The following is a 20,728-nucleotide window of genomic DNA, read 5'->3' as shown; positions in this document are numbered from 1 at the left end:
TGTTCCTTTTCTTTTTGGGTTCGTTCGCACTACGCATCCAGTAGTGACTCGGTCTATTGAATTTGTATCACACTTTGGGACAGTTTGCCCACATTGTGAGATTTTATTTCGTCGGTGCCATTGCCTTCGGGCCGCGTCCCAGTGCGACGTTGCCAGATTGCACCAGTTCGCGGATACCGAAGGGCTCGAGGACGTCGAGAAGCGCCTGCAGCTTGCCCGGGGTACCGGTGGCCTCAACCACCACGGACTCCGGCGATACATCCACGATGCGTGCGCGGAAGATGTTCACTGCATCGACCACCTGAGGGCGGTTAGAGTTATCCGCGGCTACCTTCACCAACATGATGGAGCGCGCAATCGTGTTCTCTTCCTCGAGCTCAACCACCTTGAGCACCGGGACGATTTTGTTGAGCTGCTTCGTCACCTGCTCGATGATGACCTCGGAGGCATCCACGACGATGGTCAGGCGGTTAATGCCTTCCGTCTCGGTCCGAGCGGACACCAGCGAGATGAGGTTATAGCCGCGGCGGGTGAACATGCCGGTCACACGGGAGATGATGCCCTCGATATCCTGAACCCGCACGGAGAGGATGTGTCGGGTGATGTCGTCTTTAGCCATTGTTTTCGGCCTCCTCGAGAGATTCGTGGATGTCGGCCGGTTCCTCGGCCGCGGACTCATTGTCATCAAACAGCGGGCGCAGGCCCAGGGCGTACTGGATCTCCTCATTGGAGGCACCGCCACCAATCATTGGCCACACCTGGGCATCCTGGCCCACGATGAAGTCAATAACCACTGGGCGGTCATTAATTGAGCGCGCACGCTCAATCGCGGGGCCGATCTCTTCTGCTGTGGTGACGCGAATGGACTCGCAGCCCAAGGCTTCGCTGAGCTTGACGAAGTCCGGCACATACTCGTCGTGCTCGCGCAGCTTGGTGTGGGAGTACTTGTTGTCATAGAAGAGCGTCTGCCACTGACGCACCATGCCCAGGTTGCCGTTATTGATCACGGCAACCTTGATGGGAAAGCCTTCCACGGCCGCGGTGGTCAGCTCCTGGTTGGTCATCTGGAAGCAACCATCGCCATCGATAGCCCAGACCTCTCGCTCCGGGCAGGCAGCCTTTGCCCCCAGCGCCGCGGGCACGGCGTAGCCCATCGTGCCGGCGCCACCGGAGTTGATCCAGCTGCGGGGGTGCTCGAAGTCGAGGAACTGCGCCGACCACATCTGGTGCTGGCCCACGCCCGCACAGTAGATAGCCTCCGGGCCGACAATGGAGCTGAGCTTTTGGATAACCTCTTGCGGGTTGAGCAGGCCATCTGACGTCGGCTCAAAGCCGCGCGGGAAGCGGCGCTGCATGTTCCCCAAATACTCCATCCACGGACCAATTCGCGGGGCATCCAGCTCCGCATCATTGGCATAAGCCTTGGTCAGACGCAGAAGCACCTCGCGGGCATCGCCCACGATCGGAACAGCCACCTCGCGGATTTTGCCGATTTCCGCCGAGTCAATGTCGGCATGAATCACCTCGGCGTGGGGAGCAAAGGTGTCCGTATTACCGGTCACGCGGTCGTCGAAGCGTGCGCCCACGGCGATGATAAGGTCCGCGCGCTGCAGGGCCGCCACCGCGGGCACGGTTCCGTGCATGCCGGGCATGCCCATGTGCTGCGGATGATTATCCGGGAAGGCACCGAGAGCCATGAGCGTGGTCACCACAGGGATTCCGGTTAGCTCCGCGAACTCGCACAGCTCGCGGGAGGCCTCGGCCTTGATGACGCCGCCGCCAACGTAGAGCACCGGACGCTCGGCGCGCGCAATACGCTGAACAGCCTGGGCAATCTGACGCGGGTGCGGAGTAGTCGTGGGCTTGTACCCCGGTAGCTCCGGCATCACTGGGCCCGAATATTCCATATAGGCGTTCTGCACGTCCTTCGGAATATCCACGAGCACAGGCCCTGGGCGCCCAGTGGCGGCCAAATGGAAGGCTGCCGCGATCGCCCCGGGGATATCTTCTGCCTTGGTGACGATGAAGTTGTGCTTCGTAATTGGCATCGTCACGCCACGGATATCAGCCTCTTGGAAGGCATCGGTGCCCAGCAGGGAGCTGCCCACCTGGCCCGTGATTGCCACGACAGGAATCGAGTCCAGGTTAGCGTCAGCCAGCGGGGTCACCAGGTTGGTCGCACCCGGGCCGGAGGTAGCAATCATGACGCCGACCTTTCCGGATGCTTGGGCGTAGCCTTCGGCTGCATGGCCGGCCCCCTGCTCGTGGCGGGTGAGCACGTGGCGCAGCTTCGTGGATTCAAAGAGGGCGTCGTACAGCGGAAGCACGGCGCCACCCGGAATGCCGAAGACAAGCTCGGTGCCGAGATCTTCGAGGGTGCGGACAATGGCGTGTGCGCCCGTGATGCGCTCGGGCGCCCGCTGTGGCGGTGTGGAAGCTGTCACGGTTGATGTGCTCCTTCAGTGGGGTGGGTGGTGAAGAGATCATCCAACGAGTAACGCCCCCGTCTTTCCTTCCTGGGTGTGAAGGTAACGGGGGCGCTTGCTGGTCGACGTCACTTGTGGACTCGCTACGGCTCGCGCCGCCCGGGTACTACTACGAGGTGAAGTCGAATAATGATCATGGGACAAACTGTACACTGATAGAAACACCACCGCTGGCATTTACCCCCATTTTTGGGATCTTTTTCTCATTTTGCGAGATTGCACAGGTGGGGCGGTTCGCCACCGCGCCGCACAGTCAATTACGATGGCCCACTATGACGTCCTCACATCCGCAGAACGCATCAACTCGTGCCGAACACCCCACGGCCGAAACGTTCAAGCCCACCCGCGAACACCTCCTCGGCATTGGCATCCTCGCCGCCATTGCATTTCTCAGCATTGGCTGGGCCCCGAAGTACCTCTTCTGGGTACTCATCTTCCCAGTGCTGGCCATCTGGTGGGTTCTACGCGCACGCACCACCGTCGACGGCAAGGGCATCCACATCACCTATGGCTTCCGCGGCCCCAAGAACATCGAGTGGGGCAACTTCAAGGGAATCGGCTTCCAGCGCTCGCGGGCCTACGCCCGCACCACAAGCGGCAACAACTTCAACCTGCCGGGAGTGACCTTCAACTCCCTCCCCCGCCTTGCCGCCGCTTCCAATGGGCGCATCCCCGACGCATTGACTGCAGGCCGCAACGCCGCCGACGACAAGGTCATCATCGTCCACCGCGATGGCCAGCAAGTCCTCCTCACCAAGGAGGAATACGCCGAGTACCTCAAGAAACACCCCGAATTAAAGGATTAACCATGTACCCGCTCCGCTCCAAAGTCACGACTGTTGGCCGCCAGGCATCCGGTGCGCGCGCACTATGGCGCGCTACCGGCTCCAAGGAGAGTGACTTTGGCAAGCCAATCGTCGCTATTGCCAACTCCTTTACCCAGTTCGTCCCCGGCCACGTCCACCTCAAGAACGTCGGTGACATCGTGGCCGATGCCGTGCGCGAAGCCGGCGGTGTGCCCAAGGAATTCAACACCATTGCCGTCGACGATGGCATCGCCATGGGCCACGGCGGCATGCTGTACTCCCTGCCTTCACGCGAAATCATCTCCGATTCCATCGAGTACATGGTCAACGCCCACACTGCCGACGCCCTAGTGTGCATCTCCAACTGCGACAAGATCACCCCGGGTATGTTGAACGCCGCACTGCGCCTCAACATCCCCACCATCTTCGTCTCCGGCGGCCCGATGGAAGCCGGCAAGGCCGTTGTTGTCGATGGCGTGGCGCACGCGCCGACGGATCTGATTACGGCAATCACGGCGTCGGCAAGCGACGCCGTCTCCGACGAGGGCCTAACCCGCGTGGAGGAATCCGCCTGCCCCACCTGTGGTTCCTGCTCCGGCATGTTCACCGCCAACTCCATGAACTGCCTCACCGAAGCGCTCGGACTCGCACTGCCAGGCAACGGCACCACGCTGGCCACCCACAGCGCACGCCGCGATCTCTTTGAACAAGCCGGCCACACCATCGTCGAGATGTGCCAGCGCTACTACGGCGAAGAGGATGACGCAGTCCTCCCCCGCTCGATTGCGACCAAGGAAGCTTTCACCAACGCCATGGCCTTGGATATGGCCATGGGCGGTTCCACCAACACCATCCTCCACACGCTGGCCGCCGCGCAGGAGGGCGAGGTGGACTTCACTCTGGAGGATATCAACGAGATTTCCTACCGCGTGCCTTGCCTGTCCAAGGTGGCGCCCAACGGCACCTACCACATCGAGGACGTGCACCGCGCCGGCGGCATCCCCGCCATTCTGGGCGAGCTGCGTCGCGCCGGCCACTTGAACCTCAAGGTCCATACCGCGCTCTACCACAACGCCGAGGAGTGGCTCGACGAGTGGGATATCCGCGGTGGCAAGGCTACCGACGCTGCCCGCGAGCTCTTCTTCGCCGCCCCCGGCGGTGTGCGCACCACCGAGCCTTTCAGCCAATCCAATCGCTGGGATGAGCTCGACACGGACGCTGCCAATGGCTGCATCCACGACGCCGAGCATGCCTTCTCCTCCGACGGCGGCCTGGTCGTCCTACGTGGCAACCTCGCCCCCAACGGGGCCATCGTCAAGGCTGCCGGCGTTGACGAGGAACTGTGGACCTTTACCGGCCCAGCCCGCGTGGTGGAATCCCAGGAAGAGGCCGTATCCATCATCCTGAAAAAGGAGGTCCAGCCTGGCGATGTCATCGTCATCCGCTACGAGGGCCCCGCGGGCGGTCCCGGCATGCAGGAGATGCTGCACCCGACTTCCTTCCTCAAGGGTTCCGGCTTGGGCAAGGCCTGCGCCTTGATTACCGATGGCCGCTTCTCCGGCGGTACCTCCGGCCTGTCCATCGGCCACATCTCCCCCGAGGCTGCCCACGGCGGCCTCATTGGCCTAGTGGAAAACGGTGACCCCATCACCATCAACATCCGCGAGCGCCAGCTCACCCTCGACGTGGACGACGACGTCTTGGAGCGCCGTCGCGCCACCGAGGAGCAGCGCGAGAAACCCTGGACGCCGAAGGACCGCAACCGCCCAGTCACCAAGGCACTGCGCGCCTACGCCAACATGGCCACCTCCGCTGACCGTGGTGCGGTGCGCGTGGTGGATGGCTACGTCAATTAGAGTATGGGGCGATGAATTTCGCCACTAACGCCGCAAGGCGCACACTCCTGACCGCCGCCGGGCTCATCATTGGCCTGGTGGGCGTCATCCGCCACGTCCTCCACACGGACTACCCTGTGGACATGATCATTTACCGTGAGGGCGTGCGCGCCTTCATGGAGGGCCGCTCGGTCTACTCGGAGCCCATGTACGCCGGGGATTTGGCGCTCCCCTTTATCTACCCGCCCTTCGGGGCACTGGTCATGGTGCCGCTGACAGCCTTTGACTGGATGAGTGACGCCCTGGCGGGCGATATCATGATCGTCCTCTCGGACGCCCTGGTCTTTGCGTGCCTCTACGCGATCTTCCGCGCACTCAAGGTGCCGCACCTGTGGCCCACCGTGGCTATTGCGTGGGCCGCGGCTATATTCTTTGAGCCGATCCGCCTCAACAACGGTTTTGCGCAGATCAACATCGTCATCATGGCGCTGGTCATCTTCGATCTCGTCCCCCGCAAGCGCAAGCTCCCGCAAGGCTGGCTGATAGGCCTCGCGGCAGCCATCAAGATCACCCCGTTGGCCATGCTGCTCTACTTCCTGCTGCGCCGCGAGTGGAAGCCAATCCTCACGGCCTTCGCCTCCACTGTCGTGGCTACGCTGTTGGCCGCGGCCTACCGCTGGGAGGCCTTTGTCGAATTCTTCAGCTCGAAGCTTCTCGATATGGGCTCGGGCGCAGACTTCGGCGTGGCTACGGACTATCAGTCCAATTCCTCGCTCAAGGGTGTCATCCAGCGACTCTTCACCTCCCAAGAGGCCATGGATAACAACGGTATGCTCATCAACGTGCTGTGGCTCGTGGCTGCGCTCACGGTCATCGGCCTCGGCTCCGCACTCATCCTGGCTCAGATGCGGCGCGGCCTGCTTGTCGACGCCCACCTCACCACCGCCACCATCATGTTGCTCATCTCCCCCGTCTCGTGGTCCCACCACTGGGTGTGGCTGTCGCTCATCGTGCCGGTTCTGGTCTACCGCGCATGGTCCTGGCGGAATTCCACCTGGGTCGCTGGCAGCTTGCTGGCTGTTCTCGCGGCTTGGGCAGGCATGCTGCTGACCGTTCCGCCGAAGTGGTGGTTCGGCGATAGCATCGATGTCCACGCGATGCCGCTGTACCAGAAGTTCTTGGTTGATGACTTCGTGTGGCTGGCACTACTCAGCTGGATTCTCTACGCCATCTGCCTCAAGGCTCAAGGCGCTCATTCCGACAAGCCACATACTGAGCTCGCTGCGGCCCAAACCAACTAAGCCCCGAAACGCAAAACTGCCCGTTCTGCCAAAGTTGTTCGCCGCGCCTGCGGCGGGCTCAGGTGGTGAATGCATCTATACAGCTGGGAGGTTGTGTAGATGTCAGGTGATGAGAAACTACGTGAGCGGTATGTGCAGGCGTATCTGCATGATGCGCGTCCGATGTCGGTGATCCTCAAGGAGTTGGGTGGCTTGAAGGCTCAGGCGAGGGTGTGGCGCCAGGCTGAGGGCCTTAGCCGCGGCAAGCGCCATCGGAGCCTGAATGAGGATAAGTACAAAGATCAATACCAAAAGATCATTGCTCTTGTAGAAAGCGGCCAGTCTGCGTATAGCGCACTGAAAGAGACAGGTTTCCCACAGACCGCTTACCGATACCTTGCGCGAGACGGTATTGAACTCGCCAACAACAGTCGCGGTGGAGCCATACAAATTGAGCGGGATCGCATTGCTAAAGCTTTGAAACTTGTTAATGCTGGCAAAAGCTATAAGGAAGTCGGCCAGGTAGTTGATCACTGCGCTGACACTGTGAAAACGTGGCACCATAATCGCATGTCTGGGCGTTTGGTGCTCAATGATCATCCCACCGAATCCGAATCGAAGGTAGGACGCGGAAAACGTCTTATCCGCCATAACCGAATAGCGATGGCCTATCTGCTGAAGTAGGGCCATTCTCATCGTGAGATTGCAGCCCAGCTTGGCCGGAATCAGTCGACGATTAGCAGGGAAATCGCCCGTGGGATGACTGAGCATGGCTACGATGCCCTCGTGGCGCAAAACCGTGCTGTAGACCGTTTAGCCAGGCCTAAACCCCGTAAACTCGATACCAACCCGCAGTTGCGGGCCTTTGTCATCGAGGGGTTGAACACGAAGTGGTCACCTTCCCCTTGGCTGCTGAGCCCTGCCCCTAGGAACAAAAATCGGGGCACTTCACTTCTGCTCTGAACCAGTGCGCCCTCTGGGCTAGAATTGGACTGCTATCTACACTTTCCTAGGAGAAGGGGGTTATGTTAATGAGACGCATGATGGCGCGGATAGGGTTCACTAGTATTGTCTCCCTATTACTCTCCTCTTGTAGTTTTGATGACCCATTGGCTTCTCATCTCGCGTCCCTAGGACGATCGGGACATGCAATCCCCGTTACTGAGTCCATCACACTGGAGGAACTCTACGGACCAGAGTGGACTGAGTTTTCGCTCGTGTGCCCATACACTCCGTATCAAACAGTCAAAGAAACACTTATGGCAGATGATCCCCCTGTTCCAGAACACGGCTTCTCCGATCATGAAAACTTCCTCTTTCTTAGAGGAAAGGGCGACAGCGAACAATGGGTGAAGTTCTCTCGAAAGGCTCTCGATCTGTGTTCTCCATCAAGTCCGCCTTCTTTAACCATGGAGTCAACGACAGTTGCTCTCAGTTTTTCTCTGGATAATCCGGGTAGTGCTTGGATTCTAACCGGCTTGAACAAGTAGTCATATGGGCTCGCTGCTTGATGTGCATGATTCCGCCACGACTGTCGATAAGTTAATCGAGATGTTTACCGGAAAAATACGCAACACCACCAAAACACTGACCTGGGACCAAGGTGTGGAACTAGCCCAAGTAGACAGGCTGAGCATCGAACGTGGGCTCGCAGTCTACTTCTGCGATCCACACTCACCCTGGCAGCGTCCTACCAACGAAAACACCAACGGGCTAGTCCGAGACTTCCTACCCAAAGGAAGCGACTTTAGTACCCTGACCGATAAGGGCGTTCAACACATTCAAGACCCACTCAACGGGCGCCCCAGAAAAGTCCTCAACTGGTACACACCAGAAGGGAAAATCCAAGAACTATTCAAGTGATGCATCCACCACTTGAAACCGCCTGCGGCGGGCGGGAAAACTTTGGCAACATTGGCACCTCAGCGACGCCATACTATGCGCCCAACTCAGCCCTCAGCTAAATCCTTGAGTGCTGCCAAGTGATCGTCGAAGGCAATCTTGCCTTGCTCAGTCAATGCGACCCACACCGAGTCCTTAGCGCGGCTGGTGCCGTATTCGCGGAAGCGAGTCACGTATCCGGCCTGTTCTAGCGCTCCGAGCTGCTTGGATAAGGAGGCGTCGGAAAGCTCCGTGTGATCGCGCAACATAGCGAATTTCATCTCACGGTTGACGTCTCCTCCCTGCGTGGCGCCGAAGGCATTGAGCGTGGCGCAAATTTTAAAGCGGTTGAGCGGGTGAATGATCGGATCGAGTTCACTCATCGCGGCATCCTATTCAGCGCACCGGTGTGCAGCGTCCAAAAGACCGACAGACTGCACAGCACACCCGCGATGCACGAGGCAATAACGTGCCCTTCAACAAAGGGATTGAACAGTGCCGGCAGAAACATAAACCCCAATCCTGCGTAGAAGCGCCAGGTCACATTCCTGGAGGCGTGCGGATCAACCTTCTGACGCATCGAATCCCGCACCCCCGTGCGGTAAAAGACGGCAAGACTCACCAAGAGCGCGAGTACAAGAAGCAGTCCGCCAACAAGAACGAGAGGATGGACGTAATCCTTGATCCACATGTAGGCAAACCACGCGCCGTACGCGGCCGATGCGAGCAAGCTCAGCCAGATAGGCGGCCGCTTCGCTGCGGCCACCTGCTGTTGCTCCTCAAATGCGAGTGCGTCTCGAACATCCTGATCAGACAAAACTAAAGCTCCCCTCCTGCGGCACCAAAGTCATTGTTTTCCATCACGGAAACCAACTTACTTTACGCAATGGAAAACAACAACAGTTGGTGTATAACTGCAGGCTGGGAACTTAAGTAGGCGCTAAAACTCTTAGCTCAACGGGTTAACGCCAGCGCCAAACCACCAGATAGCCACGAGCGCAGCAACGCCGATGACGATGAAGACCCACGAGGTTGCCAGTGGGCGGCGGGTCCAGGAGCGATTGAAGTCAAGGGAGATGAATCCCGGACCGGTGAACTGCAGGGCCACCGCGATAACAAAGAGCACCAGACCCAGCCAGACGCTCTCATTCCAGGCAAAGACATCCAATCCGGCACCGGAGGCGTTGAGGCCGTGAATAGCGGAGAAGCCTGTGACGATGAGGCCGAACATGGCCGCCAGCGGTGTAACTAGACCCAGAAGCAGGAAGGCACCGGCAATGAGCTGGACGGTGGGCACGCCGATGGCCAAGGCCACCGCCATGGTGTACTCACTGAACTCGTTCTCCAAGCCTGACAGCCCCTCGTTGCCGCCGAGCTTGAAGAAGGTCGAAGCACCCGCCACGAGCAGGTAAACGCTGAGCGCCAGGCGCACGAAAAGCAGACCAAAGTCAATGGTGCCGCGGCGGGCCGACGGGTGCTTTTCTTCTACGGCCTCCGCCTCGGTTGCGGTGACTGGCTCAGCCGCAGGGTCAGCCACGGCAACGGCGCTGGGCTCTTCATCAGCCTCAGCCGCCGGCATTGCAGTCGTTTCCGTATCGGTTCCTGCCGTCGCCTCCGCGCGTGGGAAAGCAGTAGTTTCAGTTTCAGTATCAGCGGCAGAGCTGTCGAAAGACAGGGATTCCTTGGAGGCGCTTTCAAAGGTTTCGGTCTTCGCCTCGGGTTCGGCCTCAACGGCGGACTCTTCAGCCTTCTTTGGCTTGATCACCTGCGGCTCGGCGCGCCCCGGGCGCTGGAAGAGACTGCTCTTCTTCGGCTTTTCGGCCGCAGCTTCCGCGGGGGTGCTGTCCTTCACGGAGTCTTTGCCCGTGTAGGTCGGGATATCGTCATCAAAGTTGGTGGCTTTATCAGGAGTTTTATCGCTCATACCTCCAACTTAAGGCAGCGCAGCACCCTTATGGTGCATCTTTACCGGCGCGGCGCGAAGCTAAAACCGCATGGCCAGCGTTTAAGACGTCTTCGGTGAGATCGGCAAGCAATTCCGACTCCAGCCGCCAGCGTTGCCAGTAGAGGTCGATGTCGAGCGGGAAGTCGTCGAGAAGCACCAGCTCCCCGGACTCCAGCAATGGCTGGGCCTGCAGGCGTGGCACCAAGCCCCAGCCCAGCCCGTAGCGCACGGCCTCCACATAACTCTCAGAGGAGGGAATCTGAGATACCCGTGTGCGCAGGACGTGGGAGTCGATGAAGCGTTCACGCATGGCGTCATCCAAGGTGGCGTCGTTTGGCCCGAAACCCACGATCGGCAGCGTCTCCCAGTCCTCGAAGGTCTCCGCCAGCTCCGGCGCGGCGACGGCAAAATAGCGCATGGTACCGAGATACGTGGATTCGCAGCCGGAGACCGGTGTTTGCTCGCGTGTCACAGCTCCCAGAACGTCACCGCGGCGCAGCATTGCGAGCGTGCGGGCCTCATCTTCGATGCGGATGCGCAGCGCCGCCGCACCGCGCTCGGCGGTGCGCTGGATTACAGGACGAAACCACGTGGCCAGGGAATCCGAGTTGATGGCAACGGTCAGTGGCACGCGGGACAACCGCTCGGTAAGCCGCGCATCCGCTTCCGCCTGGACCAGTGCCATGCGCCGCGCGGCTTGGGCAACGATCTCCCCCGCCTCAGTCACGGTGACGGGGGTCCCGCGGCGCAGGAGTATTCGGCCCGTCGACACCTCCAGTGCCTTGATGCGCTGGCTCACGGCCGAGGGAGTGATTCCCAACACAGCCGCGGCACCCTCGAAGGAACCTTCATCGATAATGGCCAGCAGTGTTTCGGTATGCAGCGGGTTCATGAAGCAATATTAAACCAGATGTAGAACATTTAACTGGACTTCATATGTCGATATACGCACACTAGAAGCCATGTCAGTATTGCTCGCAGGATTTGCGCTGGGCCTGTCCCTCATCATCGCCATCGGACCGCAGAATGCCTACATCATCAAGATGGGCATTAAACGCGACCATGTCGGCCCCATCCTGTTGGCATGCTTGCTTTCCGACGTCATCCTGATCACCGGCGGCACCGCCGGCGTCGGCGTCCTTGTGGAGCGCTTCCCCACCGCGCTCGTCGTGGTGAAGTACCTCGGCGCGGCCTACCTCATCTACTTCGGCTTCACGTGCTTCCGCGATGCCTTCAAGAAGGAACAGGAAGCGCTTGTCATTGAGGAAACCGCACCGGTGGCCCAAGTGGTTGATGAGAATTCGGGTTCCTCTGGGACACCGGGGAACTCAGTGCTTACGAAGATCCGCCCCCGCATGCGCTCGAAATCCTGGGTCAGGCCTGTCCTTGGCGCATTGGCGCTGACGTGGCTCAACCCCTTGGCCTACGTCGACGCGCTGGTCATGCTGGGCTCCATTGCAAACCAGTACGGCGACCAGCGCTGGGTGTTTGCAACCGGCGCCATCATGGCCAGCGCAGTGTGGTTCCCCTCCTTGGGCTTTGGCGCCTACAAGCTCTCCCACGTGCTGGCCAAGCCTACGACGTGGCGCGTCGTCAACATCGTCATCGGCTGCGTCATGTTTGCGCTAACAGCGAAGCTCTTGCTCCACTAGTTCTTCTGTGATTCCTCGGGGAGGTCCTCATCCTCGGCGGGGTCTCCCACCGCGCCGGTTTCTTCCACCCAGGCCTTGATCTCTTCGTCGCTGCGGTCCTGCTCCACGGCGTCGCGCTCGGTGTAATAGGAGTGATCGTTGCGGTTTTCTTCCCACTCTTCCTTGTCGAAGTCGAGCTCCTCGTCCGAATCCAGCTCATCGACCACATCGGAGACGAGATCCTCAAAGAGGGCTTCATCATCCATGTTGGAATCGGCGATCTGCTGACCAATCTCATCGTCGTAACGCGCTGCGTCATATTCCGAATCGGGGTGCAGCTTCAGGTGAAGCAGGGCGCGGATGCGCTCGCGGCGCAAGCCTTCATCCTTGATCTTGCCCAGGGAGCGCAGCCATCCAACCACCAGGATGACGACGAGGACGATGCCCATGTAGCCCAGAACCGGGTACACATACTGCATGAGCGCCTTGAAGCCGGCGAAGGAAACCGCGAAACCTGCAAGGCAGCCGGCGATAAAGATGATGCGGTACTTGGACTCGTTGCCGGAGGACAAACGCTTACCCAGCGCATAGAACATGCCGATGGCCGTGTTGAAGATCATCAGGTAGATGATGACTGCCATGATAACGCCAAGGACTGGGTGAACGTTGTCCACTAGGGTCAGCATCGGAATATCTGAATCTCCCACATTCTCCGCGTTCATCAGCAAGGAGAAACCAGCGATACCCATGAGCACCGCGTACACCGCGCCGCCTACGATGCCACCAACGCCGGCCTCGCGCGGGCTGATGTTATCGCCACCGATCACCAAGGACATCGATACAGCCAGAATGAGGGCGAGGCCGTTGTAGTTCAGCGCGGAGACCAACCAATTCGAGATCGGGGACTCAATCGCTTCAGAGGCGCTAATCGCCGCATCAACGCTCTCCGGCATGTGCAGCAAGGTATAGGTGCCCACGAAAAGAACGGCGATGATGATGGTCGGGGTCAAAAGGCCGATAACTTGGGAGACCTTGTCTACGTCGAACATACCCGTAACCATGACAAGCACGAGCATGAGCAACGAACCTACCCAGGCAGGCCAACCGAACTGCTGCTCCATGTTGGAGCCAGCACCTGCCAGCATGACAAAGCCCACCGCAAACAGCGTGAGAATCACCGCAACATCAAGAATGCGCGAGATGATCGGGTGGGTAATGTTGCGGAAGACTTGGTTGTGTTCGCTGGCGTGGAAGTAGCTTCCTAGTTGAAGAAAGACTGTACCGGCGAGCGTCATCACCAAACCGGCAACCAGGATTCCCCACATGCCGGAAATACCGAAGGACGTAAAGTACTGGACAACTTCCTGTCCCGTGGCAAAGCCCGCACCCACGAGCAAGCCAATGAAGGACAAAGCGATGCCTACGACGTTTTTATAAGACACGTTTTCCTATCTGTTTTCTAGTTTCTTCTCTTTATGCTTTATAGCTAGCGCATAAAAACGCGCCATACCTTTGATGGAGTACGGCGGCACACTACTACCACGGTACTCCATCATGACAGGAAAACATGTGTGCGGCCGTAGAGAGCTTGCTCCAATGGCCGCTAAAGCATGAGGCGGCTCACCTCTTAATGCTCGGCAAACGTAGCGGTATCAATGACGAATCGGAACTTCACATCACCCGCAACGACGCGCTCATAGGCGGCATCGACGTCATCGACGCCCACCTTCTCAATGACCGCTCCCAGGCCGTGCTCGGCACAAAAATCCAGCATTTCCTGGGTTTCGGCGATGCCGCCGATGTTGTTGCCGGTGAGCACCTTGCCGCCGCCTACTAGGCGGTTGAGGCGCAATGGCAGGGCCTCCGGCGGCAGCCCCACGACAGACATGATGCCTCGCGGCTTGAGCATCCGCAGGTAGTCCTCGAGGCTGTACTCGGCGGAAATCGTAGAGAGGATGAAGTCGAACTCCCCGCGGTGGTTTTTGAAAAAGTCCTCTTCTTCGGTGGTGGCGAGCGTACGGTTCGCGCCGAGCTTCGCGGCCTCCTCAGCCTTGCGCGAGGTGCGTGAGATGACGGTGACATCCGCTCCCTTGGCAGCGGCAATCTGCACGCCCATGTGCCCCAAACCGCCGAGGCCCACGACGGCCACCTTCTGTCCTTCCTTGACGTCCCAGCGAGCCAGCGGAGAGTACGTGGTAATCCCTGCGCACAGCAGGGGCGCTGCAACGTCAAAGTCGAGTGCATCTGGAATGCGCAGGACGAAGTCCTGATTCACCACGACCTTCTCCGCATAGCCACCTTGGGTAATCGTGCCGTCGACGTCGGTGGAATTATAGGTGCCCACACCACCATTGAGGCAGTTCTGCTCCATTCCAGCTTGGCACTGCTCGCATTCGCCGCAAGAATTCACTAGGCAGCCGACACCGACGCGATCGCCCACTTGGAACTTGGTGACGTCCTCCCCCACGGCGGAAACCACTCCGGCGATCTCATGGCCCACGGTCAGCGGGAAATGCGCCTCACCCCACTCGTTACGAATGGTGTGGATATCCGAGTGGCAGATGCCCGCAGCCTTGATGTCGATGACGACGTCATCGGCGCGCGGGTCACGGCGCTGGATGGTCACAACCTTAAAAGGTTCGTTTGGGCCTGTCTTTTGGAGTGCTTTAGTAGAAATAGTCATGGCGACTACGGTACCCCGCAGCCGCCTGACCTCGCCTAATGGAAATTTATACCAATTAGGAGAGCTTCTTCGCAATCAGCTCGTTAACCTGCCCCGGGTCAGCCTTACCTTGGGTAGCCTTCATGACCGCGCCAACGATGGCGCCGGTGACCTTCTTGTTGCCGGCCTTGTACTTCTCCACGATGTCCGGGTTCGCAGCCAGGGCATCATCAACGGCCTTCTCGATCGCGCCGTCATCGCGCACGACCTCGAGCCCGCGCTTGGCGACGACCTCGTCGACATCCCCCTCGCCTTCGAGGACACCATCGACCGCCTTGCGAGCAAGCTTGGTGGTCAGCTTGCCTTCTTTGACCAGTTCGACCACGCGTGCGACCTGAGCCGGGGTGATATCGAGGGCGCTCAGCTCAACGCCCGCCTCATTAGCCTTACCGGTCAGGTAAGAAACCCACCAAGAGCGGGCCTCATCCGGGCTGGTTCCGGCTTCCACGGTTTCGATGATGAGATCCAAGGCGCCGGCGTTGACCAGATCGCGCATCTCCTCGTCCTTGAGGCCCCACTCCTCTTGGATGCGGGCGCGGCGAATCCACGGCATCTCTGGCAGGGTCTGGCGGATTTCCTCAACCCACTCGCGGGAGACAATCACCGGCGGCAGGTCCGGGTCGTTGAAGTAGCGGTAGTCCTCCGCGGTCTCCTTCGGGCGGCCCTTCGAGGTGGAGCCATCCGCTTCCTGATAGTGGCGGGTTTCTTGGACGATCTCGCCACCGTCGACAAGCACCTGCGCCTGGCGCTGCATCTCAAAGCGCACCGCCTGCTCGACGGAGCGCAGGGAGTTGATGTTCTTGGTTTCGGTGCGGGTGCCGAACTCTTCCTGGCCCACCGGGCGCAGCGACACGTTGGAATCCACGCGCATCGAACCCTGATCCATGCGGGCATCGGAGACCCCCAGCGCCGAGACGAGCTCGCGCAGTGCGGACACATAGGCGCGGGCAACCTCGGGGGCACGCTCGCCGGCGCCAACAATCGGCTTGGTCACAATCTCGATGAGCGGGATGCCCGCGCGGTTGCAATCCACCAGCGAGGAGGTCGCGCCATGGATGCGGCCGTCGGCACCGCCCAAGTGGGTGAGCTTTCCGGTGTCCTCTTCCATGTGGGCGCGCTCAATTTCTACGCGCCACTCGGTGCCGTCATCGAGGACGACGTCGAGGTAGCCGTCGTATGCAATCGGCTCATCATACTGAGAGATCTGATAGTTCTTCGGCTGATCCGGGTAGAAGTAATTCTTGCGGGCAAAGCGCGACGATTCCGCAATCTTGCAGTTCAGCGCCAGACCGATCTTGATGGCGCCTTCCACGCCCTTAGAATTCACTACCGGCAATGCTCCGGGCAGACCCAGCGAAACCGGGTCCACGTTGGAATTGGGGACTGCGTTGAAGTTCGTGGGCGAGGTGGAGAACATCTTGGTTTCCGTATTGAGCTCCACGTGAACTTCCATGCCCATTACGGGTTCGAACTTTTCCAGGACCTCGTCGTAGTCCATCAGGTCATACATCGCAGCAGTCATGCGTGCCATCTTAGTATGTTAACGCGTCACCGTGCGCAACCGCCTAACCCAACAAGGTGATGCCGTGCGTAATAAGAATTTTGGCGATCATCGCTGCTGGATAGACCATGGCATAGCCCAAGGACACACGCTGATCAGTGCTCGTCCGATTATTCACAAAGGCGAGAACTGCCGGTTGAGTCTGAGCTCCGGCCATAGCACCCGCCGTCTTTGTAGCGCCGACGCGCAGGAATCGGCGCATCACAAAGGCAAACCCGAATGCAACCAGCGTTGTGATGATGATGCCAAGGAGAAGAATCTTCCACCACGCGCCGCCTGTAAAGGCACCGGCGATCTCCCCGCCCGCATTCGTTCCGGCTTGGGCCAAGAAGAGCAACAGGCCGAGCTCGGAAAGAATCGTATTAGCTGAGTGAGGTAATGCGGTCACTGTATTGCCGATTCGCCCAATCCGCGCCATGACCAACGCGACGATGAGAACGCCGGCGGCAGCACCGAGGTTGAAGGAAGATCCGCCCGGAAGCGGGATATCGATATGCCCTACAAAGATGCCAAGGGCCAAGCCGAGGCCGAGGGATACGGGGTTGATATCCGTTAGGCCTTGCGAAGAATCCCCAAGAAAGTTTGAGATTTCGCGCAGTGACTTCTTTGAGCCCACGACGCGCACGCGATCGCCCAGCTCCACGATGTGTTCGGGGATAGCAACCTGGTCATTGTCCGCGCGGCGAACGCGCGAAATGCGCGCGCCCCACCGGTCAGACAGCTGGTTGTTCAGCTCCGCAATAGTCAGGCCAGCCAAGCTGTGCTCGGAGATAGTAATGCGACGAAAGTCTAGCTCGTGGCGGTCATCGTTGAGGATCTGCGGGGATTCACGGCCAGCGCGCTCAATGATATTGTCCAGATCTTCCGGGGCACCGACGAGCGTGACCACATCACCTGGGTGCAACACATCGAAAAACTTCGGCAGGACGATATCATTGCTGCCGACGCGCCGCAGGCGGGTCACTTGCACTTCCCCGTTGCCGATGTCTGCAATCTCTGCCACCGCGATTTCTCTCAGAATCTGCATGTGCTGGCGCGTGACGGGTGACAGGGTGTCGTCGTCATTCCCGGCGTCGCGAAGCACGAGCACCGTGGCCGCGAGCATGCCGATGACGCCGAATAAGTAAGACACCGCGTAGCCCACGGTTGCTGCGCCGGGATCACCCGTAGCTTCCGACGCCGCCGCCAACGCGGGGGTATTCGTCACAGCGCCGGCAAAAGTACCCGCGATGGTGGCATTCGATAGCCCAAAGACATAAGTGCCCAACCCCCACGCGGCCAGCGCCGCGACGATGAAGACCCCGATCATCGATAGGACTGGGCCCGTCGCCGTTTTCAGCGACTTAAAGAAGGACACCCCAGAATTATTGCCAATGCCAAAGGCAAAGAGCACCAACCCGAGCATTCCCAGAATGGGAGGTACGGAGGCCTCCACACCAACGGCGGAGGCGGCGGCCGAAAAAGCAATACCGAGGAAGAGAACGGCGGCCGCCCCTAAGCTAATTCCCCGGGTTTTGATGCCGCCGAGCGCCATGCCGATGCCAATCAGCAAAAACACCAACAGGACCGGCTGCTCAGCAAGGAAAGCTAATACGCTTGTCATCGAAACCTTTATTAACTATGGGCGACCTTGTCGCGGCGTTTAACCGAAAAGGGCTTGCGCGTTGGCATAGCGCTTTGCCGGAACCACCTTCAGCTTGCCCACGGCATCCTCGAGCGGGACGAGATCGATGTTTTCACCGTGGAGGGCGACGCACATTCCGGACTGACCATTGTGCGCAGCACGGGCGGCGTGGGTGCCGTAACGGGTTGCCAGGACGCGGTCATACGCCGTCGGCGTGCCGCCGCGCTGGATGTGGCCGAGGACGGTCGTGCGCACGTCGTAACCGGTGCGCTTCTTGATCTCATCACCGATGACCTGACCAATTCCGTTGAAGGTCTGGTGACCAAACTGATCGACACCGCCCGCTTCGAAGTCCATGGTGCCTTCCTTGGGAAGTGCTCCTTCGGCGACGCAGATGATGCCATACTTCTCACCCATCTGGAAGCGGCGTTCCATCGCCTTGGTGATATCTGCGATATCGAATGGAACCTCAGGGATCACCGTGTAGTGCGCGCCGCCGGCCATGCCTGCATGCAGCGCAATCCACCCAACGTGGCGGCCCATGACCTCCACGATGAGGATGCGGTTGTGGGACTCAGCAGTGGTGTGGAGGCGGTCAATCGCATCGGTGGCCACGGACACGGCCGTGTCGAAACCGAAGGTGTAGTCCGTTGCATTGACGTCGTTATCGATGGTCTTTGGCACGCCGACAACTGGGATACCGTTGTCAGAAAGCCACTTAGCACCCTTGAGAGTTCCCTCGCCGCCAATGGCGACGAGCGCATCAACCTCAGCATCGGCCATATTGGCCTTGATGGTGTCCAGCCCAGCCTTGAACTTGTCTGGGTGGAGGCGGCCAGTACCAAGGATGGTTCCGCCGCGAAGGAGGATGCGGTCAATTTCAGCGTCGTCATAAAGGTCACGGCGTCGGTCCTCCATCAGACCAACCCAGCCGTCCTCGTAGCCGACGACCGTATCGCCGAACTCGTTGGATGCGGTGCGAACGACCGCGCGGATAACAGCATTCAGACCGGGGCAATCACCACCGGATGTCAGTACAGCAAGACGCATGACATCCAATCTACTCGCTTCCCTATTGGCTCGCAGTCTCCACACCAGCGTGCAGGGTATCCCGGAAGAAGAGCGAAGCAATACACCCAACGAAAAGGATCGCAACGATAGCGACCAGCGAGTCCGCCGCGCCGGTGACCTGCATGACTGCTGATACACCGGCCACACCAATCACCGAGCCCACCTGTCGCGATGTGTTATAGACACCGGAAGCAGCTCCCATGAGATGTGCATCAATATCGCGCATCGTCGTCGCGGCATTGGATCCCCAAATAAAGGACTGTCCCGCCCCCAAGGCCGCACATGGCAGGCTCAGCCACCACCCCGAAACACCCGCGTGCATGAGGAACCACAGCACGGCGAAAGTGGCAATCAAAATGCCGAATCCCGTGAGCGCTAATAGTCGCGGATGCAGCCTATCTGCCAAAATGCCCGCTAGTGGTGACACGCACAAAGAAACCAGAGCCATCGGCGTGACGATCATTCCGGCATCTCCCGCCGATAAACCCTGATCGACCTGCAACCACATCATGATCGGAATCATCATCGACGCAGCCATAAAGCCCATGGACACGATGGCCACCGTGCCCACGGAGTAGTTACGGTCCTTAAACAACCCAAGCGGAACGAGCGCTGCCGCCCCACGGGATGATTGCAGGCGCACGAAGATAGCCATGCCGACAATTCCGGCGACGAGGAGGGCCCAAATCCACCACGGCCAGCCAGTCTCTGGCCCTTGTTGCACCGCAAAGACGAAGCAGGCCAACGCGACAAACGACGCCCCTACCGACACGAAATCAATCCTTCCGGTCGCCGTCGGCAAGGCAGGCACCCACAGGCCGGAAAGCACAATCGCTGCAATGACAATGGGAATGTGGATCCAAAAGACCGCCTGCCACCCAAACGCGGCTACGACGAAGCCTCCCACTAGCGGTCCAGCAAGAGTGGCCAGCGAACCCACCACGCCCCAGGCACCCAGCGCACGGCCGCGCCGCTCACGAGGAAAAACACGGTTGATCACCGCCATGGTCTGCGGCATCTGAATGGAGGCACCTAGGCCTTGTAGCGACCGTGCGGCGATGAGAAACTCTACGGATGGCGCCAGCGCACAAAGCAGTGCACCAAGGCCAAAGAGTCCGTTGCCGAGCTGAAACATTCGCTTCTGCCCGTAGATATCCCCTAGCCTTCCAGTAAACAGAAGAGGCACAACCACGGCGAGCAAATAGATGGCGGAGACCCACAGCACCTGATTGACGTCGGCGTTGAACTCACGACGGACGTCGGGAAGCGCAACTGCAATCATCGATTGGTCGAGCAACGACATGAAGAAGCCGAGCGACAGCGCCGCCATGGCGAGCCAAGCTTGCTTTTCTGAAGTGTGCGTTGCTGGGTGGTTCATGGAGGGAAGTCTAGCCACCGTCCATGCAGGCGGCCTAAACTGAAGCGCATGGGAATGATTGACATCAAGAAACCACAGGACGTATCGACCGCCGCGACCGTCTCTCTGGGTCTCATTGGCGGTTGGCTCACAGCTCGGGAAACTGGAATCCGCCTGCTAGGCGGCGTTGTACTCGCAGCCGCTGGCGTCTGGGCCGGACGCAGCTGGTGGGCTAAGACGAACCCCGCCACTACGGCTGGCCTTGCTGCTCTATACACCGGCGCGTTTGGCCTCTCTCACCCGCTGGCTAAGAAGATTGGCTCCTGGCCGGCAGTCCTGACCGTCACCGCCGCAAGCGCTGGTGCTGCCTACGCGCTTTCCGACGCCCAGTAGATCCCCACGCCCCACGTGCCGCCAACAACGCACGTGGGGTTTTGATTGTTTTCTCCTCTTACCCCTACTGCACCCTATCGAACCTCCTGGCTAACAGGGTGCCACTACCCCCGTTTATAGTAGCGACTTGACATTA

20 protein-coding genes and 1 pseudogene are annotated in these 20,728 nt (G+C 59.5%); 9 read left to right on the top strand and 12 right to left on the bottom strand.

Annotated elements, in window-relative coordinates; all coding sequences use genetic code 11:
• Positions 1-103: 103 nt before the first annotated feature.
• Positions 104-619 (bottom strand): acetolactate synthase small subunit, encoded by a 516-nt coding sequence (gene ilvN / locus R3O64_RS05835; RefSeq protein WP_070528612.1) that lies wholly within the window; start codon positions 617-619, stop codon positions 104-106.
• Positions 612-2,444, bottom strand: coding sequence for an acetolactate synthase large subunit (locus R3O64_RS05830; RefSeq protein ID WP_339017483.1), 1,833 nt, complete (start codon positions 2,442-2,444; stop codon positions 612-614). The genes ilvN and R3O64_RS05830 overlap by 8 nt, the downstream gene beginning before the upstream one ends.
• Positions 2,445-2,758: 314 nt before the next feature.
• Here R3O64_RS05830 and R3O64_RS05825 point away from each other — a divergent pair, with 314 nt between their 5' ends.
• The 7 genes and pseudogenes from R3O64_RS05825 (at position 2,759) to R3O64_RS05800 (ending at position 8,270) form a co-directional block, all read left to right on the top strand.
• On the top strand, positions 2,759-3,292 hold the full coding sequence (locus R3O64_RS05825; protein ID WP_070533040.1) for a PH domain-containing protein: 534 nt from the start codon (positions 2,759-2,761) through the stop codon (positions 3,290-3,292).
• A 2-nt stretch (positions 3,293-3,294) separates the two neighbouring features.
• The gene (gene ilvD / locus R3O64_RS05820) at positions 3,295-5,148 is read left to right on the top strand and encodes a dihydroxy-acid dehydratase (RefSeq protein WP_339017482.1); all 1,854 of its coding nucleotides are present in this window, start codon (positions 3,295-3,297) and stop codon (positions 5,146-5,148) included.
• Between the two features lie 11 nt (positions 5,149-5,159).
• Positions 5,160-6,428: a glycosyltransferase family 87 protein gene (locus tag R3O64_RS05815; protein ID WP_339017481.1), complete on the top strand. Its 1,269-nt coding sequence runs from the start codon at positions 5,160-5,162 to the stop codon at positions 6,426-6,428.
• A 99-nt stretch (positions 6,429-6,527) separates the two neighbouring features.
• Complete coding sequence (locus tag R3O64_RS05810; protein WP_158011593.1) at positions 6,528-7,091, top strand: hypothetical protein; 564 nt, start codon at positions 6,528-6,530, stop codon at positions 7,089-7,091.
• A 9-nt stretch (positions 7,092-7,100) separates the two neighbouring features.
• A pseudogene (locus R3O64_RS12870) lies at positions 7,101-7,370 on the top strand (hypothetical protein); the annotation flags it as partial.
• A gap of 296 nt (positions 7,371-7,666) precedes the next feature.
• Entirely contained in the window at positions 7,667-7,897 is a 231-nt protein-coding gene (locus tag R3O64_RS05805; protein ID WP_144675827.1) for a hypothetical protein, read from the top strand.
• Between the two features lie 4 nt (positions 7,898-7,901).
• Positions 7,902-8,270, top strand: coding sequence for an IS30 family transposase (locus R3O64_RS05800; protein ID WP_339017480.1), 369 nt, complete (start codon positions 7,902-7,904; stop codon positions 8,268-8,270).
• Between the two features lie 86 nt (positions 8,271-8,356).
• Here R3O64_RS05800 and R3O64_RS05795 read toward each other — a convergent pair whose 3' ends face one another.
• The 4 genes from R3O64_RS05795 to R3O64_RS05780 form a co-directional block, all read right to left on the bottom strand.
• Positions 8,357-8,671, bottom strand: a complete 315-nt coding sequence (locus tag R3O64_RS05795; RefSeq protein WP_339017479.1) for a transcriptional regulator — start codon at positions 8,669-8,671, stop codon at positions 8,357-8,359.
• Complete coding sequence (locus R3O64_RS05790) at positions 8,668-9,105, bottom strand: hypothetical protein (protein ID WP_193629667.1); 438 nt, start codon at positions 9,103-9,105, stop codon at positions 8,668-8,670. The genes R3O64_RS05795 and R3O64_RS05790 overlap by 4 nt, the downstream gene beginning before the upstream one ends.
• A 132-nt stretch (positions 9,106-9,237) precedes the next feature.
• Positions 9,238-10,212, bottom strand: a complete 975-nt coding sequence (locus R3O64_RS05785; RefSeq protein ID WP_339017478.1) for a DoxX family protein — start codon at positions 10,210-10,212, stop codon at positions 9,238-9,240.
• 28 nt (positions 10,213-10,240) lie between these two features.
• Complete coding sequence (locus tag R3O64_RS05780; protein ID WP_154737058.1) at positions 10,241-11,125, bottom strand: LysR family transcriptional regulator ArgP; 885 nt, start codon at positions 11,123-11,125, stop codon at positions 10,241-10,243.
• Positions 11,126-11,195: 70 nt separating this feature from the next.
• Between R3O64_RS05780 and R3O64_RS05775 the strand changes: the two genes are divergently transcribed.
• A complete protein-coding gene (locus tag R3O64_RS05775) occupies positions 11,196-11,885 on the top strand; it encodes a LysE/ArgO family amino acid transporter (protein WP_101736429.1) in 690 nt (229 codons plus the stop codon).
• Here the strand turns inward: R3O64_RS05775 and R3O64_RS05770 are convergent.
• From R3O64_RS05770 to R3O64_RS05745, 6 genes are all read right to left on the bottom strand, one after another.
• A complete protein-coding gene (locus tag R3O64_RS05770) occupies positions 11,882-13,306 on the bottom strand; it encodes a hypothetical protein (RefSeq protein ID WP_339017477.1) in 1,425 nt (474 codons plus the stop codon). The genes R3O64_RS05775 and R3O64_RS05770 overlap by 4 nt on opposite strands.
• A gap of 185 nt (positions 13,307-13,491) precedes the next feature.
• Positions 13,492-14,547, bottom strand: coding sequence for an NAD(P)-dependent alcohol dehydrogenase (locus R3O64_RS05765; RefSeq protein ID WP_070564285.1), 1,056 nt, complete (start codon positions 14,545-14,547; stop codon positions 13,492-13,494).
• Positions 14,548-14,602: 55 nt separating this feature from the next.
• Positions 14,603-16,108 (bottom strand): Asp-tRNA(Asn)/Glu-tRNA(Gln) amidotransferase subunit GatB, encoded by a 1,506-nt coding sequence (gene gatB, locus R3O64_RS05760; RefSeq protein ID WP_339017542.1) that lies wholly within the window; start codon positions 16,106-16,108, stop codon positions 14,603-14,605.
• A gap of 43 nt (positions 16,109-16,151) precedes the next feature.
• Positions 16,152-17,750: an aspartate:alanine exchanger family transporter gene (locus R3O64_RS05755; protein ID WP_070564279.1), complete on the bottom strand. Its 1,599-nt coding sequence runs from the start codon at positions 17,748-17,750 to the stop codon at positions 16,152-16,154.
• Positions 17,751-17,789: 39 nt separating this feature from the next.
• On the bottom strand, positions 17,790-18,821 hold the full coding sequence (locus tag R3O64_RS05750) for an ATP-dependent 6-phosphofructokinase (protein ID WP_070524457.1): 1,032 nt from the start codon (positions 18,819-18,821) through the stop codon (positions 17,790-17,792).
• A gap of 22 nt (positions 18,822-18,843) precedes the next feature.
• Positions 18,844-20,220 carry an MFS transporter gene (locus R3O64_RS05745; RefSeq protein ID WP_339017476.1) on the bottom strand — a complete coding sequence of 459 codons (1,377 nt, stop codon included), beginning with the start codon at positions 20,218-20,220 and terminating at the stop codon, positions 18,844-18,846.
• A gap of 48 nt (positions 20,221-20,268) precedes the next feature.
• Between R3O64_RS05745 and R3O64_RS05740 the strand changes: the two genes are divergently transcribed.
• Entirely contained in the window at positions 20,269-20,592 is a 324-nt protein-coding gene (locus R3O64_RS05740) for a hypothetical protein (RefSeq protein WP_339017475.1), read from the top strand.
• The last annotated feature ends 136 nt before the right edge of the window (positions 20,593-20,728 follow it).

The organism is Corynebacterium hesseae (assembly GCF_037850265.1).
In the GTDB taxonomy this organism is placed as follows: domain Bacteria; phylum Actinomycetota; class Actinomycetes; order Mycobacteriales; family Mycobacteriaceae; genus Corynebacterium; species Corynebacterium hesseae.
Note: the sequence above shows the minus strand (reverse complement) of the source record. Positions and strands in the feature narration are given on the sequence as shown.

Coding starts and splice junctions, on each gene's coding strand:
- ilvN (WP_070528612.1), bottom strand. CDS start 619: ATGGCTAAAGACGACATCACCCGACACATCCTCTCCGTGCGGGTTCAG.
- R3O64_RS05825 (WP_070533040.1), top strand. CDS start 2,759: ATGACGTCCTCACATCCGCAGAACGCATCAACTCGTGCCGAACACCCC.
- ilvD (WP_339017482.1), top strand. CDS start 3,295: ATGTACCCGCTCCGCTCCAAAGTCACGACTGTTGGCCGCCAGGCATCC.
- R3O64_RS05815 (WP_339017481.1), top strand. CDS start 5,160: ATGAATTTCGCCACTAACGCCGCAAGGCGCACACTCCTGACCGCCGCC.
- R3O64_RS05810 (WP_158011593.1), top strand. CDS start 6,528: ATGTCAGGTGATGAGAAACTACGTGAGCGGTATGTGCAGGCGTATCTG.
- R3O64_RS05805 (WP_144675827.1), top strand. CDS start 7,667: ATGGCAGATGATCCCCCTGTTCCAGAACACGGCTTCTCCGATCATGAA.
- R3O64_RS05800 (WP_339017480.1), top strand. CDS start 7,902: ATGGGCTCGCTGCTTGATGTGCATGATTCCGCCACGACTGTCGATAAG.
- R3O64_RS05795 (WP_339017479.1), bottom strand. CDS start 8,671: ATGAGTGAACTCGATCCGATCATTCACCCGCTCAACCGCTTTAAAATT.
- R3O64_RS05785 (WP_339017478.1), bottom strand. CDS start 10,212: ATGAGCGATAAAACTCCTGATAAAGCCACCAACTTTGATGACGATATC.
- R3O64_RS05780 (WP_154737058.1), bottom strand. CDS start 11,125: ATGAACCCGCTGCATACCGAAACACTGCTGGCCATTATCGATGAAGGT.
- R3O64_RS05775 (WP_101736429.1), top strand. CDS start 11,196: ATGTCAGTATTGCTCGCAGGATTTGCGCTGGGCCTGTCCCTCATCATC.
- R3O64_RS05765 (WP_070564285.1), bottom strand. CDS start 14,547: ATGACTATTTCTACTAAAGCACTCCAAAAGACAGGCCCAAACGAACCT.
- gatB (WP_339017542.1), bottom strand. CDS start 16,108: ATGACTGCTGCGATGTATGACCTGATGGACTACGACGAGGTCCTGGAA.
- R3O64_RS05755 (WP_070564279.1), bottom strand. CDS start 17,750: ATGACAAGCGTATTAGCTTTCCTTGCTGAGCAGCCGGTCCTGTTGGTG.
- R3O64_RS05750 (WP_070524457.1), bottom strand. CDS start 18,821: ATGCGTCTTGCTGTACTGACATCCGGTGGTGATTGCCCCGGTCTGAAT.
- R3O64_RS05745 (WP_339017476.1), bottom strand. CDS start 20,220: ATGAACCACCCAGCAACGCACACTTCAGAAAAGCAAGCTTGGCTCGCC.
- R3O64_RS05740 (WP_339017475.1), top strand. CDS start 20,269: ATGGGAATGATTGACATCAAGAAACCACAGGACGTATCGACCGCCGCG.